Source organism: Methylocaldum gracile (assembly GCF_053646815.1).
In genome coordinates this window covers 164,195-179,921 of sequence record NZ_CM132196.1, presented here as the reverse complement: position 1 = coordinate 179,921, position 15,727 = coordinate 164,195, and the positions used below count along the sequence as shown (strand labels likewise).

The 15,727-nt window shown below is 60.7% G+C and carries 14 protein-coding genes; 12 read left to right on the top strand and 2 right to left on the bottom strand.

The window, feature by feature from the left end:
- Positions 1–6 precede the first annotated feature (6 nt).
- From ACWJJK_RS00825 to ACWJJK_RS00795, 7 genes are all read left to right on the top strand, one after another.
- Positions 7–1,017, top strand: coding sequence for a quinone-dependent dihydroorotate dehydrogenase (locus tag ACWJJK_RS00825; protein WP_156881649.1), 1,011 nt, complete (start codon positions 7–9; stop codon positions 1,015–1,017).
- Between the two features lie 91 nt (positions 1,018–1,108).
- Positions 1,109–2,299 (top strand): methyl-accepting chemotaxis protein, encoded by a 1,191-nt coding sequence (locus ACWJJK_RS00820; RefSeq protein WP_077730867.1) that lies wholly within the window; start codon positions 1,109–1,111, stop codon positions 2,297–2,299.
- Positions 2,300–2,674: 375 nt separating this feature from the next.
- The gene (locus ACWJJK_RS00815) at positions 2,675–5,098 is read left to right on the top strand and encodes a tetratricopeptide repeat protein (RefSeq protein WP_434110545.1); all 2,424 of its coding nucleotides are present in this window, start codon (positions 2,675–2,677) and stop codon (positions 5,096–5,098) included.
- 8 nt (positions 5,099–5,106) lie between these two features.
- Positions 5,107–5,433 (top strand): DnaJ domain-containing protein, encoded by a 327-nt coding sequence (locus tag ACWJJK_RS00810; protein ID WP_434110547.1) that lies wholly within the window; start codon positions 5,107–5,109, stop codon positions 5,431–5,433.
- Entirely contained in the window at positions 5,430–6,083 is a 654-nt protein-coding gene (locus ACWJJK_RS00805) for a nucleotide exchange factor GrpE (protein ID WP_434110549.1), read from the top strand. The genes ACWJJK_RS00810 and ACWJJK_RS00805 overlap by 4 nt, the downstream gene beginning before the upstream one ends.
- Complete coding sequence (locus ACWJJK_RS00800; RefSeq protein WP_434110551.1) at positions 6,080–7,834, top strand: Hsp70 family protein; 1,755 nt, start codon at positions 6,080–6,082, stop codon at positions 7,832–7,834. The genes ACWJJK_RS00805 and ACWJJK_RS00800 overlap by 4 nt, the downstream gene beginning before the upstream one ends.
- Positions 7,834–8,079 (top strand): hypothetical protein, encoded by a 246-nt coding sequence (locus tag ACWJJK_RS00795; protein WP_077730861.1) that lies wholly within the window; start codon positions 7,834–7,836, stop codon positions 8,077–8,079. Before ACWJJK_RS00800 ends, ACWJJK_RS00795 begins: the two co-directional genes overlap by 1 nt.
- A 466-nt stretch (positions 8,080–8,545) precedes the next feature.
- Here the strand turns inward: ACWJJK_RS00795 and nhaR are convergent, their stop codons facing one another.
- Complete coding sequence (gene nhaR, locus ACWJJK_RS00790) at positions 8,546–9,442, bottom strand: transcriptional activator NhaR (protein WP_434110554.1); 897 nt, start codon at positions 9,440–9,442, stop codon at positions 8,546–8,548.
- 112 nt (positions 9,443–9,554) lie between these two features.
- Here nhaR and ACWJJK_RS00785 point away from each other — a divergent pair, with 112 nt between their 5' ends.
- From ACWJJK_RS00785 to ACWJJK_RS00775, 3 genes are all read left to right on the top strand, one after another.
- Complete coding sequence (locus tag ACWJJK_RS00785; protein ID WP_077730859.1) at positions 9,555–10,223, top strand: carbonic anhydrase; 669 nt, start codon at positions 9,555–9,557, stop codon at positions 10,221–10,223.
- 67 nt (positions 10,224–10,290) lie between these two features.
- Positions 10,291–11,862 (top strand): SulP family inorganic anion transporter, encoded by a 1,572-nt coding sequence (locus ACWJJK_RS00780; protein WP_434110556.1) that lies wholly within the window; start codon positions 10,291–10,293, stop codon positions 11,860–11,862.
- A gap of 268 nt (positions 11,863–12,130) precedes the next feature.
- A complete protein-coding gene (locus ACWJJK_RS00775; protein ID WP_077730857.1) occupies positions 12,131–12,391 on the top strand; it encodes a hypothetical protein in 261 nt (86 codons plus the stop codon).
- A gap of 53 nt (positions 12,392–12,444) precedes the next feature.
- Here ACWJJK_RS00775 and ACWJJK_RS00770 read toward each other — a convergent pair whose 3' ends face one another.
- Positions 12,445–12,630, bottom strand: coding sequence for a YbdD/YjiX family protein (locus tag ACWJJK_RS00770; protein WP_434110558.1), 186 nt, complete (start codon positions 12,628–12,630; stop codon positions 12,445–12,447).
- 57 nt (positions 12,631–12,687) lie between these two features.
- Between ACWJJK_RS00770 and ACWJJK_RS00765 the strand changes: the two genes are divergently transcribed.
- A complete protein-coding gene (locus tag ACWJJK_RS00765) occupies positions 12,688–13,599 on the top strand; it encodes a bestrophin family protein (protein ID WP_434110560.1) in 912 nt (303 codons plus the stop codon).
- Positions 13,600–14,266: 667 nt separating this feature from the next.
- A complete protein-coding gene (locus ACWJJK_RS00760; protein ID WP_434110562.1) occupies positions 14,267–15,637 on the top strand; it encodes an ATP-binding protein in 1,371 nt (456 codons plus the stop codon).
- Positions 15,638–15,727: the final 90 nt, after the last annotated feature.

Genomic DNA, 15,727 nt, shown 5'->3' with positions numbered 1-15,727 from the left:
AAACCCATGCTCTACGACTCGCTCCGCCCTCTGCTGTTTCGACTCGACCCCGAAACCGCCCACCATCTCAGCCTGGCCGCTCTTCAAGGCTTTAGCCGGCTGGGATCGCTGAATCCCATTCATCATTCGGCCGCCCCCAAGCCGCGAACGGTGATGGGCCTCAGTTTCCCGAATCCGGTAGGTCTGGCAGCGGGGCTCGACAAGAACGGCGAATGCATAGACGGCCTGGCCGCTCTGGGCTTCGGCTTCATCGAGATCGGCACGGTGACGCCCCGCCCGCAACCGGGCAATCCGAAGCCGCGTTTGTTCCGCCTGCCCGAGGCCGAGGCGCTCATCAACCGCATGGGATTCAATAATAAAGGTGTGGACTACCTGGTCGAGCAGGTCAAAAAGGCGCGTTACAGCGGCATATTGGGCATCAACATCGGCAAGAACCGCGATACCCCATTGGATCGGGCGCTCGACGACTATCTGATCGGATTGCGCAAAGTGTATCCGCACGCCAGCTATGTCACGGTCAACATTTCCTCTCCCAATACGCCCGGCCTGCGCGACCTCCAGGCCGGCGAAAACCTGGACCATCTGCTGTCCGGCTTGCGGCAGGAGCGGGAGAATCTGACCCAGACTCACGGCCGGCGCGTTCCGCTGGCCGTCAAGATCGCGCCCGATCTCGAACCGGAGCAAATCAAGCAGGCGGCGGACGCCCTGGTCAAATACGGAATCGATGCGGTGATCGCCACCAATACCACCGCCTCCCGAGAAGGCGTCGAAGGACTCGCTCACGGCGAAGAAACCGGCGGACTCAGCGGCCGCCCTTTGTTCTGCAAATCAACCGATGTGGTCGCCCGACTCGGGCAGGCTTTGCAAGGCGCCGTTCCCATCATCGCTTGCGGCGGCATCGCCGGCGCCGAGGACGCTCGCCGGAAATTCGAGGCCGGCGCGGAATTGATCCAACTCTACACCGGCTTCATCTACCGAGGCCCGGCTTTGATCAGGGAGATCGTCGAAGCTTTGTAACAGCCGCCCTAGTCTCTCCCTACGGCTCGAAAATTTCTGACTAAACTTGTGACTCAGGTTGCAAAACAATAATTAACCCAGAGATCGAGCCATGCTGAAATCCTTCGTAGAAAACCTGAATTTATCCCGCCAGATGTACCTGGCCATGGGTGTCGGCATCGCCGGCGTCGCCTCGGTGACTTTCATGAGCATCAAGACGGCGGGCGAAAATGACGATATTACCGGCGTCATCATTACCGCGGTCGCGGCATCGGTCACGATGCTGGCACTGGCCGCCTATTTGGGCCGGCACTCCGCAAAACGCGCCGAAAAACTGGTGGACGCGCTGAGCGCGATGGCCGCCGGCGACTTAACCAAGAACATTTCCCTGGAGGGCAAGGACGAATTCTCTTGGATGGCCTGGAAATGCAGCACGGTGATCAAAAACCTGGCCGGCATGGTGCGGGATATCGTCAAGGATGCCGAACAGGTGGCGGCGGCGGCGGAAGAATTGTCGACGATCACCGAGCAAAGCCGGCAGCGCGTCTTCAACCAGAACGAGCAAACCGAGCAAGTCGCCTCGGCCATGACGGAAATGTCGGCGACCGTCCACGAGGTCGCCCAGAACGCATCCCGCGCCGCCGAAGCCGCTCAGGACGCCAACGAACAGGCCAAGAACGGCACCACGGTCGTCAAGCACACTATCCAAAGCATCAATGGCCTCGCGACCGAAGTGGAGAAAACCTCCGAAGCCATAAACAAGCTGAAAGAGGATAGCGTGGCCATCGGCGCCGTTCTGGACGTGATTCGGGGCATTGCCGAGCAAACCAATCTGCTGGCGCTCAACGCCGCCATCGAAGCGGCCCGCGCCGGCGAACAAGGCCGCGGCTTCGCGGTGGTGGCGGACGAAGTCCGCACTCTGGCAAGCCGCACGCAACAATCGACCCAGGAAATCCAGGGCATGATCGAACGCCTCCAGACCGGGGCGAACCAAGCCGTCTCCGCGATGGTGCAGGGCAAGAGCGCGGCCAAGACCAGCGTCGATCAAGCGATCAACGCCGGCGAATCGCTGGAGATCATCAATCGCTTCATCGACACCATCAAGGACATGAACACCCAAATCGCGGCGGCCGCCGAGGAACAAAGCATCACCGCCGAAGAAATCAACCGCAATGTAGTCAACATCAGCGGAATCTCCCATGAAACGGCTCAAGGCTCCGAGCAGACGGCAGCCGCCAGCGAGGAATTGGCCCGACTGGCCTCGCACCTTCAGGAACAGGTCGGCCGCTTCAAGATCCGCTAGCCGTCTGCCGCCCTTCGATTTCGGTTCGGGACACCTGCTACCCGTAACCGGCGTGATCGTCCTCAGTAGGTCGGCAATCCCTTGCCGACGAAAGTGTCGGCAAGGGATTGCCGACCTACGAACTCCCACCCCAACTTTCCCGGTGAGGATGGGCACGGCCTAAGGCCTTTGCCCATCCTGCGTGCTGAACCCGATTTCGACTGCCAGTCGGGACCGTGCCGGTCCGAACCTGCGTCGAATCCGGAAAGTCGCCGCTGAACCGGTCGGCTGACGGGATTCATTCGATACCGCATCCGTACATCTCCTTGAATCGCGAATGGAGATTTTTTGCGATAATCCCCGTTCGCATCTTGTCCCCTGCTTTCCAACCCGCCGATGAAATCCAAACCTTCACCGCTGAAATCCGTGCCGGCACTCAAAGCCGCGGCCCAGCGCGCTCTCCAGAGCGGGTATTTCAAGGACGCGATCGCGTCTCTGAAGGACCTCTTGAAACAGGAGCGCCGGCAGGAGTCGGAAGACCTTCTGGCCGAGGCCTATCTGGGACGTGCCCGCGAACTGGCCGGGAAGGGCATGTTCCAGGAAGCGGCGATGCTGTGGGAGAACCATGCCGGTCTTCGCCCCGGCACGCCGCTTTCGGGGGAGTACCTGACCTGGCTGCTCAAGGCCGGGCAGATGGTGAAGCTCGGCCAGGCGCTCGCAGCGGTCCCCGATGACTTTGTCGCCTCCGCGACCGGGCGGCGTCTGGTCGAGGCCGCGGCTTTGCTGGCCCTGGAAAACGACAAGCTGCTCGATGCCCTGCCCAGGGAGCATGCCATCGTCCGGCAGCAGCCGCTGCTCCGGAAAGCCCTCGCGGCTTATGCGGAGCGCCGGGAAGCCGAAGCGGAGGAATGCCTGCGGCAGGTATCGTCCCGCTCGCCGTACCGGAATCTGCGCACTCTGCTCAAGGGCCTCCTTGCGGTGGAACGCGATCCCGACGGGGCGTCGGAAGTCTTGGACCGCGTCGATCCCGATTCGGCCTGCCGGAATTTGGCCGCGGCTCTGCGCGAACAGTTGGCAACCCCTGCGCCGGACGTGGCGGCTTATCTCAAGCTTCCGCCGAAGCTGCGTGCCGTTGTCGACAAGCTGAAAGGCTACGGCAAGAAGGAACTCGCGCTGTTGCGGGACATCCAAAGCGCCGCCCAGGCCAAGGGTGCCCGGCCGCTTCTGGAAGCGGTCCTGCGTCACCGCGCCGAACTGGGCGAGGCCGAAAGCCGCCGCTTCTGTCTCGCGGCCCTGGCGGACTCCCCGGAGGCCATCCCGTTCTACGAGCGGGCATTCGGCAAGCTGATTCCCTTCGAACAATGCCGCATCAAGGCGCTCCACGCCGAGGAAATACTCGATTATCCAGAGGCCAGCCGGTATTGGCAGGAATGCATCGCTCTCTTGAAGAATGCCCCGCAGGGCCGCGATGAACCTCTCACCCAGGCCCTGATCTTCCGCCATGTGGCCGACCTGGCCGAGAAGGAATTCCCCGAGTTGGCCATCGCTTGCCTGGAGCAGAGCCTGGAACTGGACCCGGACGACAAGCCAGCCTACCTAAGGCTGATCGGACTGCTGGAGCAGTTCGACGACGCCAAGGCCGCACTGTCCTGGCTGGACCGCGCCGTGAAGCGCTATCCGCGGGACCCGGAGGTTCTGCTTCCGGCGATGCGGGCGGCCCAGCGCCGCAAGGCGTTCAAGAAGGTGGCGAACTATGCCAAGACCCTCCTTGAAATCGACCCCATCAACAGCGATGCCCGCCGCTTTCTGCTGGAGGCCCATCTGGGCCACGCCCGCAAGCAACTGAAAGCCAGACGCACGGATCTGGCGGAAGCGGAGCTGACCGCGGCCCGCAAGCTCGATCCCCAGCGGCGCAGCGCGGCCCTGCTCTGGCTCGAGGGGCTATCGGCCTTCTGGCAGGCCGACAACGAACGCTGCCGGAATCTTTGGCAGGAGGCATGGACCGCCGCGGGCGGCGGCGCGGCGGCCTGGTTTCAGTGGGCAATGGAAGTGCTCGCGGCAGATTTGCCCCTGAAGGGCCCAGATAGCCTGATCCAGGGACTGGACAAGCAGCATTTGGCCGATAAGCCGGAGCTTATGACTCTGGTCAGGCTGCTCGGCCTGTACCGGGGCGAGGGGCGGCAGAATCTCTCGCAGGCTCTCCACAAGCTGGCGCCGATGCTGAAGCGGAGCTTCAAACAGGCGGAACTGTCCGAGGAGGATTTCTTCGGCCTCTGCCAGGGCTTCGCCGCTGCCGGCCAATACGAGCTCCTGGCCGAATGCGCGAAACAGGGGGCGAGGCGGTGCCGCTACGCGCCGGTGTTCGCGTATTTCGAGGTTTATGCGAAATGCCGGGGCGATGCGGGCAGGCTGCTGCCCATGGATGGGCTCCGGCTACAGATGAATCTGGACCAGGCGCACCAGGCGGGCGACCGCCGCACCGCGGCCTTGATCGATCAATTTCTGCGCAAGCACGAGGAATCCCTGCAACCCGATTTTCATGAGGCTTTTCCGGACGGGCTGGACAGTCTCGACGAGGAGGCGGCCGAGCGGTTCGCGGAGCGCATCGAGGAACTCGACCGCTTGTCCCCCGAGGAACGGGCGAAGGAATTGCTCGGCGACTATCCCCCCGAGCAGCTCGAGAAGCTATCGGAGAAGGATGCGCTGGGTTTGATTCTCGACAAATTGCTGGGCGGCCTGGGTGTGGACGCGAGCCGGATTCTGGACGGACTGCCCCTGCCCGGCCGCGGCAAGAAATCCAAGAACACGAAAAAATCCTAGGAGAGTCCATGGAAACCCCTTACGAAGTGCTGGGCGTGGAGGAAGACGCCGGCGACGAGGCAATCAAGAAGGCTTATCTACGCAAGGTCCGGGAATTCCCGCCGGAGCGGAACGCCGGGGAGTTCCGGCGTATCCGCAAGGCTTATGAGCTCATCGAGACCGACAAGAAGCGCCGGGAATACCGGTTGTTCCATCGGGAAAAGCCCGACGTTTCCGTCCTGCTGCGCCAGATTCTGCGACCGGGCCGGCCGGAACGGCCGGATGCCGGCACCCTGATCCGGACGCTCACCGAGGGCCTGGCCGAGCATTTGTCCGAGAAGCACACCGATACATGATGGACGAAGCGAACAAGATCCGTCTGCTGGAAGAATTCCGGCAGTACCTCGATACGCCCGCCGGTTTCGAGGAAGACGCGGCGAGGCAGACCGACCTTTTCACCCTGTTCGGTGAGCTGGCGGCGCTACGCACCGAGGTCCGGACCGAGTCGCGCCAGTTCCGCACCGCTCTCGATACGGTCGGCGAAGCGCACGAATGGCTCAGGGACAGCCAGAGCAATCTGAATCAGACTTTGGAGCGGTTTCAGGGCGAGTTTTCCACCCTGCGCCGCAGCGCCCTGCGTTCCGCGCTGCTGGATCTTCTGGATGTGCACGACCGGCTCTCCGCGGGTCTCAATGCGTTGCGCAACTACCGTCCGGTCAAGGGCTGGTTCCGCATCAAGTCGCGTCCGGAGGACCGGCGCTTTATCGAGAGCATACGCGAAGGCCAGGGCATGAGCCTCAGACGGCTGGAGGAAATCCTGGCGCGCCACGAGGTCCGGCCGCTGGAGGTCATGGGTCTGCCCGTCGATCCCCACACCATGACCGTGCTGGAACTGGACCGGCAGCCCGATCTCGAAAACGGCATCGTCACGGCGGAACTGCGCAAGGGATTTCTCTGGGGCGACGAAGTCTTACGTTTAGCGGAAGTCAGGGCCAACAAACTATGAGCGACATCATCATCGGCATCGATCTCGGCACGACCAACTCGGAAGTGGCGATTCTGAAGGAGGGCAAGGTAACCGTCATCCCCGACCGGGAAGGACGCAAGATCCTGCCGTCCTTCGTCGGCATCGGCGAGCACGGCGACGTCCTGGTGGGCGAACCGGCGCACAATCAGTACATTCTCTACCCGGAGCGCACGGTCAAGTCCATCAAGCGCCACATGGGCGAAGATCTCAGGGTGGAGCTGGCGGGCCAGCACTTCAGCCCGCAGGAAATCTCCGCCATCATCCTCAAGCGTCTCAAGGCGACCGCCGAGGACTACCTCGGACGGAGCGTGCAAAAGGCGGTGATCACCGTCCCCGCCTATTTTTCCGACGCCCAGCGCCAGGCCACCCGAGAAGCAGGGGAGATCGCCGGTCTCGACGTGGTGCGCATCATCAACGAGCCCACGGCCGCGGCGCTGGCTTACGAGGCCAAGACCGGAACGCGCAAACGGATACTGGTGTACGACCTGGGCGGAGGCACCTTCGACGTGTCGGTGGTGAGCATCGAGGACGATGTGGTGGAAGTCCTGGCCAGCCACGGCAACAACCGGCTGGGCGGGGACGATTTCGACGCCCGGATCGTCGATCATCTGGTCGAGCACATCAAGCGCGAGCACGACTTCGACATCACCGAGTCGCGGCAGATCATGGCGCGTATCAACCGGGCCGCGGAGAGCGCCAAGCGAACCCTGTCCGACCAGCCCTTCGTGCGCATCGACGAGGAATATCTATTCGAGAAGGAGGGGACGCCCATCCATTTGTCGCTGGAGCTGTCCCGCTACGAGTACGAAGAGATGATCGCGGGCTATATCGACGAAACCCTGGAAGCGGTGCACATCGCCCTGCGCGGCGCCAACCTGACCGCTTCCGACATCGACGAAATCCTGCTGGTGGGCGGCAGCACCCGCACGCCCGTCGTCAGCGAGCGGCTGTTCGGCGAGCTTCGCAAGGAGCCGCACCGGAACATCGACCCCGATCTGTGCGTCGCCATGGGCGCGGCCGTCCAGGCCGGGGTGATCGCGGGAGAATCGGTATCCGCGGTGTTGGTCGACATCACGCCCTACACCTATGGGACCTCCGCCATAGCCGAACTCGACGGCGAACTCTACCCCTACGTCTATGTCCCCATCATCCGCAAGAACACCCCGCTGCCGGTGAGCAAGACCGAGGCCTTTTACACCAGCTTTGACGGTCAGCAGGAAGTGGACGTCCGGATTTACCAGGGCGAGGCCCCGGACGCCCTGAACAATATCGAAATCGGCGAATTCAGGGTGAAGGGCCTGCGCAAGGTGCCCGCGGGCAACACCGTCACGGTCAGCCTGGATCTGGATCTGAACGGCATCCTGCACGTCTCGGCTCGGGAGAAGGACACCGGCCTTTCCAAGTCCATCACCATCAACAATGCCATCGCCCGTTTCCAGGGAGAGGAGATGGGGGCGGCCAAGGCCCGCATCGACGCCCTGTTCGGGCCGGCGGCCGGAGCCGAAACGCTTGTGGAAGGAGCGGCTTCGGAGCGGCATCATACGGAGGTCAAGGCGCGGGCTCTGGTGGAAAAGGCGGAACGCCTGCTGGAGAAAGCGTCCGAGGAAGACCGCGAGGACATGATCGACCTCATCGAAGATATCAGGGACGGCATCGCCGCCGGCGATCTCCAGGCCGTCGAGACGGCGGTGGAGCGTCTCGCCGACATTCTCTATTACCTCGATACCTGATGGAGCGCTGCCCCACCTGCCAGGCCCGGTTGCGGGAGGACCCGGTGTGCGCCCGCTGCCGGACCGATTTGAGCCTCCCGCTCGCCGCCGAGGCACAGGCGTGCGCGAAGCTGCACCAGGCCGTCGCCCGGCTCGGCGCGGGCGACGCCGCCGCGGCCCGGCAGGCGCTGGAGGAATCGCTGCAACTCAAACGTTCGCCCCTGGCCCTGCTGCTGCGGGGATTTCTGGCTCGCCGCGGGCGCTGAGCCTTTCGACCGAGGCGATCCTTTGCAAGGAACATCGCCCGGCCCCTTTTGAACCTAAGAAACGGCGGTTGACCGCTTATTCCATCCGGCGTTCGAGTGAACATTATCGTAGGTGGGTTAGCCCCTCGGCTCCGCTCGGGACAGGCTCCGCGTAACCCACCGGTCCGAAGTCGTTCGGTGGGTTACGGCCTCGCCGCCTAACCCACCATCGATGGGTTTCGCTTCGCTCTACCCATCCTACAAGAATGAATTCCTCGGAAAGTCGTAGGTCGGCAATCCTTTCCCAATCGCAAACGGTGTCTTCGGGAGCGCCGAAGCCACCCTTCCGACGAACCCGTTGGCCCAACGGCCGGGTCTACCGAAGGGTCTTAGGAATTACCGGGACGGGCTTATCCCCGCCTACCTTTTAACCACCTTGTCTGGTCGTTCGATAAAAGGAAACGGCGATGCCGGAACTGGCTGCGGATCAGAGCGGCTTCTTGCCGACATTTTCCAGGATCGCGCTCACAGCGGGATGCTTGAGTTTCCTGCGTTCGGTGATCGCGTAGAACCGTTCCCGCACGGAATCGATCCGGCCTATGGCTTCCACGTCGTACTGACGTTGAATCTCCTCCTCGACCGCAGAGGGCGCGACGAACAGCCCGGTTCCGCCACTGCCGAAGGTCTTGAGCAAGGCGCTGTCTTCGATTTCCGCTTGGATCTTCGGGCTGATGTCCTCGGCGTCGAACCACTGATCCAGCGAGCGGCGGAGCGCGGTATTGCCGGTCGGCAGCAAGAAAGGCGCTCCGCTGAGGGAACGGGGAAAGTCCGGGCGGTACGCACTGGCTAACCCGGGGGTTCCGAACACCGTGACTCCGCACTCTCCCAACAAGTGGTTGAAAGCTTTGGCACCGTTCGCCGGCGTGACGGGGACGTCCGACAGCACCAAATCGATGCCCTGCAGCGACATCTCCGCCAACAGGCGTTCCGCCTTATCCTCATAGCAAAGAATCTGCACCGGCTCCGGCAGGCGGAAGGCCGGCTCGATCAGGCGGCAGGCGACCAGCTTGGGCAAAGCATCCGCCACGCCCACCACCAGCCGGAGCGCCCGCCCGGTCGGCCGGCCTTTGAGCGTGTTGGCCAGCTCCTGACCCAGGGAAAAGATTTCATCGGCATAGTGGAACACGATGCGGCCGGTGTCCGTCAGTACCAGTTTGCGTCCATTCTTGTAAAACAGCTTTTCTCCGATGGTTTTTTCGAACACCGCCAATTGACTGCTAATGGTGGGCTGCGCCAGATGCAGTTTCTCGGAAGCGCGGGTCACGCTTTCCTCGCGAGCTACATTCCAGAAATAAAACAGATGCTGATAGTTGATGCGCCCCATAAGAACAGATTAATTGATTTAATCTATAAATGAATTTCAAACATTCTATTTTATTATAATAAGCTCAATCTATAGGCTATGCCCCGTCAGTCAACTTCAGCGTGAATCAACGATGCAAAAACTGTTACAGGGGCTACACCGATTTCAGAACGACCTTTTCGGTTCTCAGCGCGAGCTGTTCGAGCGGCTGGCAAAAGGACAGCAGCCCGAAGTGCTGTTCATCACCTGTTCCGACTCGCGCATCAACCCGAACTTGCTCACCCAGACCGAACCCGGCGAGCTGTTCATTCTGCGCAACGCCGGCAACATCGTGCCGCCCTATGGCGCGGTCATGGGCGGCGAAGCCGCCACCATCGAATTCGCGGTGGCCGGTCTCGGGGTCAAGGACATCATCATCTGCGGACATTCTCATTGCGGCGCGATGAAAGGCCTCTTGGAACGGCCATCGACCCGCGACTTTCCGGCCCTGAGCCAATGGCTCTCCTATGCCGAATCCACCCGCCGCGTCGTTCACGATAAGTATGTAGACCTGGAGAGCGCTTCCCTGCTCAATATCACCATTCAGGAGAACGTGCTGGCGCAAATGGAGAATCTGCGCACCCATCCGGTGGTGGCCTCCGGGTTGGCCCAGAACAAACTTAAACTGCACGGTTGGGTCTACAAGATCGAGACCGGCGAAGTATTCGGCTATGACGCGGGAAGCGGGCAGTTTTTGCGGCTGACCGAGCAGCGCCCCATGCCGTCCGTACACGAACGCACACTCATTGCAACGGAAATCTAGGTCCTCGCATTTTTCTATCGTTGAAGCTCTTCCTGAACTTCCGACCGCCCAAAGGGCAAATCGTGTTATGAACGCACAGACCTTGCGACTATCCGCTTTTCGCGCCGCCTGGAAAACGGACCTCCCCGCCTCTATCGTGGTTTTTCTGGTGGCCTTGCCGCTCTCCATGGGTATCGCCATCGCTTCCGGCGTGCCCATGGCGCACGCCGCCTCGGCCGGCCTCATTACCGCCATCATCGGCGGTGTCGTCACCGGGGCATTGTCCGGCTGCACGCTTCAGGTGAGCGGGCCGGCGGCCGGCTTGGCGGTGATGGTCGCTTTGTTCGTTCAGGAACACGGCTTCCAAACCCTGGGCGTCATCGTGCTGCTCGCCGGCTTGGTGCAACTGGCTGCGGGCCTGTTGCGGCTGGGCCAGGTGTTCCGGGCCGTGTCGCCGTCGTTGATCCAGGGCATGCTGGCAGGGATCGGCATTCTGATCTTCGCCTCCCAGTTCCATGTCATGGTGGACGATCTGCCTCCCGGGACCGGCAAGGAATTCGGCGGCATCATCAATCTGTGGACCTTGCCGCAGGCGGTATGGAAAGGAATTTCCGAAACGGTTCACCGGCCGGCGGCCCTGATCGGGCTGCTCACCATCGTAACCATGTTCTTGTGGAACAGGCTCGCGCCGCAAAAGCTCAAGCTGCTGCCGGCTCCCCTTCTCGGCGTCGTGGTCGGCACCTCCTGCGCCGCGATATTGCAGGCGGACCTCAAGTACGTGCCGGTCCCCGACAATCTGCTGGAAGCGTTACGCTGGCCCAGCGGATCCGATCTTCGAGCTCTCTCCGACCGGGCGATTTGGCTCGCGGGCCTGTCTCTGGCCTTCGTAGCCAGCGCCGAATCGCTGCTGACCGCCACCGCGGTGGACTCTATGCAGCGGCATGCGCCGCGTACCCGCTACGATCGGGAACTAGCCGCCCAGGGCGTCGGCAACATCCTGTGCGGACTGGCCGGTGTATTGCCCATGACCGGCGTGATCGTCCGCAGTTCCGCCAATGTGCTGGCCGGTGCGAGAACCCGGCTGTCCACGATCCTGCACGGCGTCTGGATGTTGGTGTTCATCACCCTTCTACCGGGCGTCCTGAGCTTGATTCCGGTGGCCAGCCTAGCGGCGGTGCTGGTCTACACCGGCGTCAAATTGATGAATCCCAAAGCCATGCGCACACTGTGGCGCACCGACCGGGCGGAAGCCGGCATATACGCGGCGACCCTCGGTACCGTGGTAGTGGTGGACCTCCTGACCGGCATTGCTGTCGGAATCGCTCTGGCGTTGGCCCGATTGCTGTATACCTTCTCGCATCTGGAAGTTGCGGTCGAAGAGAAAAAAGCGAGCGGCCGGACCACGATCCACCTCAAAGGCGCCGCAACCTTCATCCGTCTGCCGAAGCTCGCGGCGGCCCTGGAGCGGGTCCGTCCCGACGCTCAGGTGCACGTGAATTTCCACGAACTGACGTATATCGATCATGCCTGCTTGGATCTTCTGATCAATTGGGAACAACAGCATAAGGCAGCCGGCGGCGAACTGGTCATCGACTGGGACAGACTGCGCGCCGTCTTCCAGCAGCACGCCTGGGGAGAACGGCGCATCGAGGCCGCATGAAGATCCATCCTGACGGGCCGTGGCCTGGAGTTTGCCGAAGGATTCCGCGGTCCATCCGGGTTGCAGCTATTGAGGGAAGTCCGACAGGACTCCATCGGACGCAAAACAATGATGGACTGGAAGAGTTCCGTTCAAGATTGTTACCATGCGTTCGTACAGCTTGCTGTGACGAATCCTCGCAATACCGCGCCGTTTAAGTCAAACCAAGGAAATCGGAGGAGGCCTTGTATGTGCGAGATCAAGGCGAACCAACATTGAGGAAATCATCATGAACATTAAAGAAGAATTGGAAAAATTTCGGGACGGCTTACTTCAGCAACGGGACGAACTGCGGGTGCAGCTCAACTTGGCGAAACTCGAGGCTCAGGAAGAGTGGAACAAGACGGAAGAAAAGCTGGAAGAGTTCAAGAGCAAGCTCGCCGGAGTCGCCGACGAAGCCAAAGACGCCTCGGAAGATGTCTGGACCAGCGTCAAAATGCTCGGTGAAGAAGTAAGAAGCGCCTACGAACGGATCAAGAGCCGGATATAACTGCCACCGCATCTTTCGGCATCCCGCCTGCGAAGGCGGGATGCGCCGCCGCGTCAGCAACAGCGTTTGACGCCGCTCCATCGCCGATGCAGCTCGGCATTAAAAAACTCTTTGCGGCTCAAAGGCTCCCCGCCCTCGCCGGCGTGGTGGACACGCCAATGCGCCAGATACTTTTCATAGGCATCGTCGCCGGTCATTTCCCGCAGCAGATGCCATAGCGTCTTGACTGTTTTCATCATTTAATAATCCACTTCGGCAATTCACTCCCGAGATCGAAAGCCGCTTAGGAGTTCAGCGTGATCAATTACAACCCCAAATCGTGGTGGGGCCTCATTTTCAAATTTCATAAAAGCGACACGTTCAGAAGGCTGTTGCCGGCCATGAGTTCGGTCGCCTTATTCACCGCGGCCATAGCCTATATCGATCGCGATCTGCTGCCCGAGGAATTCAAGGGCACGAATCTGGTTCACTCCCTACTGGGCTTCGTCATCTCGCTGCTGCTGGTTTTTCGAACCAACACGGCGTACGAGCGCTGGTGGGAAGGCAGGCGGCAGTGGGGAACCTTGGTCAATACGTCCCGCAATCTGGCGCTGAAGTGCAACGCATTCCTTCGACAAAACCATCCGTCCAGACTCATCATCGCCAAACATATTGCCGCTTATGCCTCGGTGCTGAACGAGCATCTCCGCGATGCCGAACCGCTGCAACGCCGACCGGCCGGCGTGCACCGGCCGAATCTTATCGCCAACAGCCTGTTCAGGGAAATCAACCGACTGCACCGGGGCGGAGATCTCGCCGGAGTACATTATCTGAACATCAACAGCGAACTCACCTCGCTGACGGACATCTGCGGCGCCTGCGAACGCATCAAGAAAACGCCGATCCCGTACTCCTACAGCCTTTTCATCAAGAAGTTCATTTTCGTCTACATCGTCACCATGCCGTTCTGCTTCGTGCACGAATTCGGGTACTGGACGATCCTGTTCACTACTTTCGTGTTCTTCGTTCTGGGCAGCCTGGAGCTGATCGCGGAAGAAATCGAGAATCCCTTCGGCGACGATGCCAACGACCTTCCCACGGAAGAACTGGCTAAGATGATCGGCTCCAACGTGAGCGAAATTTTGCTGAAAAAGCGGGCGACCGTCGGCTCCAGCGTGGCGAAATACGCCGATCCCGGATCCCGCGCATCGGTCACCTCGGCGCATTGACGGTTTTGATGAACCCGTCCGCTTCCCGGCGCGAGGCAATGGCCTTGCGTCGGTTTATGCGCCTGCGGGGAAGGTTTGGGTGGTGATGTCCCATTTGGTCGGACTTACACCGCGCCGCTTACCATTGGCTCTTTAGAGTATTTTTCATCCCGGTGTACGGATTCGTGTCGGGCGGGAAGAACGTAGGTCGGCAATCCCTTGCCGACTTATCGGCTCGGCAAAGGACTTTGTGGGAAGGGGCGTCCTGGCGCTCCCAGGACGGCCGTTTGCGATTGGAAGGGGGACTTTGGTGCTCCCAAAGTTCCCGTTTGCGATTGGAAGGGTCGCGACTAAAGCGACCGTTTGCGATTGGGAAGGGATTGCCGACCTACCTATCGGGCTCCCTGATACCGAATCGGAAAGTGCTCTAGGGTCAGGCGTTTACTTTTTTGAATTTGGCTTCTTTCATTTCAAGAAGCAAACAACAAAGGTCTGACTGTGTCTTGCAGTTCGCCGGCAAGCCGGATATCGACAGTATTTCGCCGCCGAGACAAAAACGGCCCTGAAGTTTTCCGTTCGAAGTGCCCGTGTCACGGGCACTCGGTACGACAGGTTGACCTTTACACCCGTTTAGTGTCAATTTTCCGTCACTGAACTCTCTCAGGACTTACTGCTCAAGGAGTGTCCTATGGTGGTGCAAGATCAGGATTATTGGAAGGATCGGGTTTCGGTGCCCGGAGAAGTGCGCAAGGTACACAAATCCGGAAAACCCGTGCGGACCAGATGGCGTCTCGTGCTTGCGGCGCTCCTCGGCCTTAGCGCTCTCGGGCTCGTGCTCGTGCAAAGCCACGGCGGGTTCGGCGGACTTGCCGATCGCGTTACGCCCCTGCCTGCTGCGCTGCAAGACATTCATGCATCGGTCGAGCAGGCATTGGACAAACTCTTCAGGGCCGAAGACGACGATAAATTGACGCCTCTCGTCAACGAGTTATCGGAAAAGAAAAAACGGTTTTATGACCGAATCGCCGACTTTGGGGCCGAGGCTAAAGCCAGGTTGTCGATAGACGAAACCTTTTACGGGTTGGAGGATGCCGTGGACGGGTTCTGGCAGGACGGTTTGAGCCGAATTGATCGAGCGGTTCGGCAGGACCTTCTGGTCAAGGGGGCCATTCTGGGCATTCTGTTGCTCATTTGCGTTGGCTTCGGCTCGGGTCTGCTGGCCGTGTTTACCCGATCGGTCCGGCAACTGGACGAATCCATCCGAAGACTGGGAGCGGGAGACTTCGGCAAACCCATCCGGGTTACCGGACCGAAAAACCTTCGGCTTCTCGGTGATCGGCTCGACTGGCTGCGCACCCGTTTGCTGGGTCGGGAAGAGTCGAAGCAACAGTTCATGAGCAAAGTCTCGAACGAATTCGAAACGCCGCTTTCCGGCATTTTCGAAAGCACCGGCCTGCTTATGGCCGAGGCGTTGAATCCGAAGCAACGCGACCTGTTGGCGCGGCTGAGCCAGGACGTTCAGAAACTGCAAAACCTGTTCGATGAGTCGCTCCACTATGGCCAGGTCAAGGACAATCCATCGCCGCAACCGAAGGACGCGGTGAACATGAAGACGTTGCTGGCATCGGTGATCGAAGATTATCGGGACTCCCTAAATGCGAAGTCCCTCACCATCAAGGAGTTGATCCAGCCTGTCGAATTCCTCGGTGTTCCCGACCAGGTGCGGACGATTGTCGACAATCTGCTCTCCAACGCCATCAAGTTTTCTCCGGAAGGGGGCAAGATCCGGATCATTCTTCGTGACTTGGGAACCGGTATGCAACTGGAGGTCGAAGATGACGGTCCCGGAATAGACACCACGGAGCGTACGCGGATATTCGAGCCGTTTTTTCGAGGCAAGGCGGCCCACATGACCGACACCGAGGGTGCCGGCTTGGGGCTGGCGATCGTGAGCGAGTGCGTGGCCAATCACCAGGGAAAAGTCGAAAGCATCGAACCGCGGCAGGACGAACAGGGCGCCCGCATCCGGGTCGAACTTCCGCTGGTGGAGGTTTCTTAAGTAAAAGCAGCCCATATAACCTATGTAGGGCGGAATAGCGTATCCCAATCGCAAACGGTCATCCGGGTAGTGCCCCGACAACCCGCCGCC

What these genes read in the sequence shown, in the direction of transcription:
- ACWJJK_RS00805 (WP_434110549.1), top strand. Translation starts at nt 5,430, where the DNA reads ATGATGGACGAAGCGAACAAGATCCGTCTGCTGGAAGAATTCCGGCAG.
- ACWJJK_RS00780 (WP_434110556.1), top strand. Translation starts at nt 10,291, where the DNA reads ATGAACGCACAGACCTTGCGACTATCCGCTTTTCGCGCCGCCTGGAAA.
- ACWJJK_RS00770 (WP_434110558.1), bottom strand. Translation starts at nt 12,630, where the DNA reads ATGATGAAAACAGTCAAGACGCTATGGCATCTGCTGCGGGAAATGACC.
- ACWJJK_RS00810 (WP_434110547.1), top strand. Translation starts at nt 5,107, where the DNA reads ATGGAAACCCCTTACGAAGTGCTGGGCGTGGAGGAAGACGCCGGCGAC.
- ACWJJK_RS00760 (WP_434110562.1), top strand. Translation starts at nt 14,267, where the DNA reads ATGGTGGTGCAAGATCAGGATTATTGGAAGGATCGGGTTTCGGTGCCC.
- ACWJJK_RS00825 (WP_156881649.1), top strand. Translation starts at nt 7, where the DNA reads ATGCTCTACGACTCGCTCCGCCCTCTGCTGTTTCGACTCGACCCCGAA.
- ACWJJK_RS00800 (WP_434110551.1), top strand. Translation starts at nt 6,080, where the DNA reads ATGAGCGACATCATCATCGGCATCGATCTCGGCACGACCAACTCGGAA.
- nhaR (WP_434110554.1), bottom strand. Translation starts at nt 9,442, where the DNA reads ATGGGGCGCATCAACTATCAGCATCTGTTTTATTTCTGGAATGTAGCT.
- ACWJJK_RS00815 (WP_434110545.1), top strand. Translation starts at nt 2,675, where the DNA reads ATGAAATCCAAACCTTCACCGCTGAAATCCGTGCCGGCACTCAAAGCC.
- ACWJJK_RS00820 (WP_077730867.1), top strand. Translation starts at nt 1,109, where the DNA reads ATGCTGAAATCCTTCGTAGAAAACCTGAATTTATCCCGCCAGATGTAC.
- ACWJJK_RS00795 (WP_077730861.1), top strand. Translation starts at nt 7,834, where the DNA reads ATGGAGCGCTGCCCCACCTGCCAGGCCCGGTTGCGGGAGGACCCGGTG.
- ACWJJK_RS00785 (WP_077730859.1), top strand. Translation starts at nt 9,555, where the DNA reads ATGCAAAAACTGTTACAGGGGCTACACCGATTTCAGAACGACCTTTTC.
- ACWJJK_RS00775 (WP_077730857.1), top strand. Translation starts at nt 12,131, where the DNA reads ATGAACATTAAAGAAGAATTGGAAAAATTTCGGGACGGCTTACTTCAG.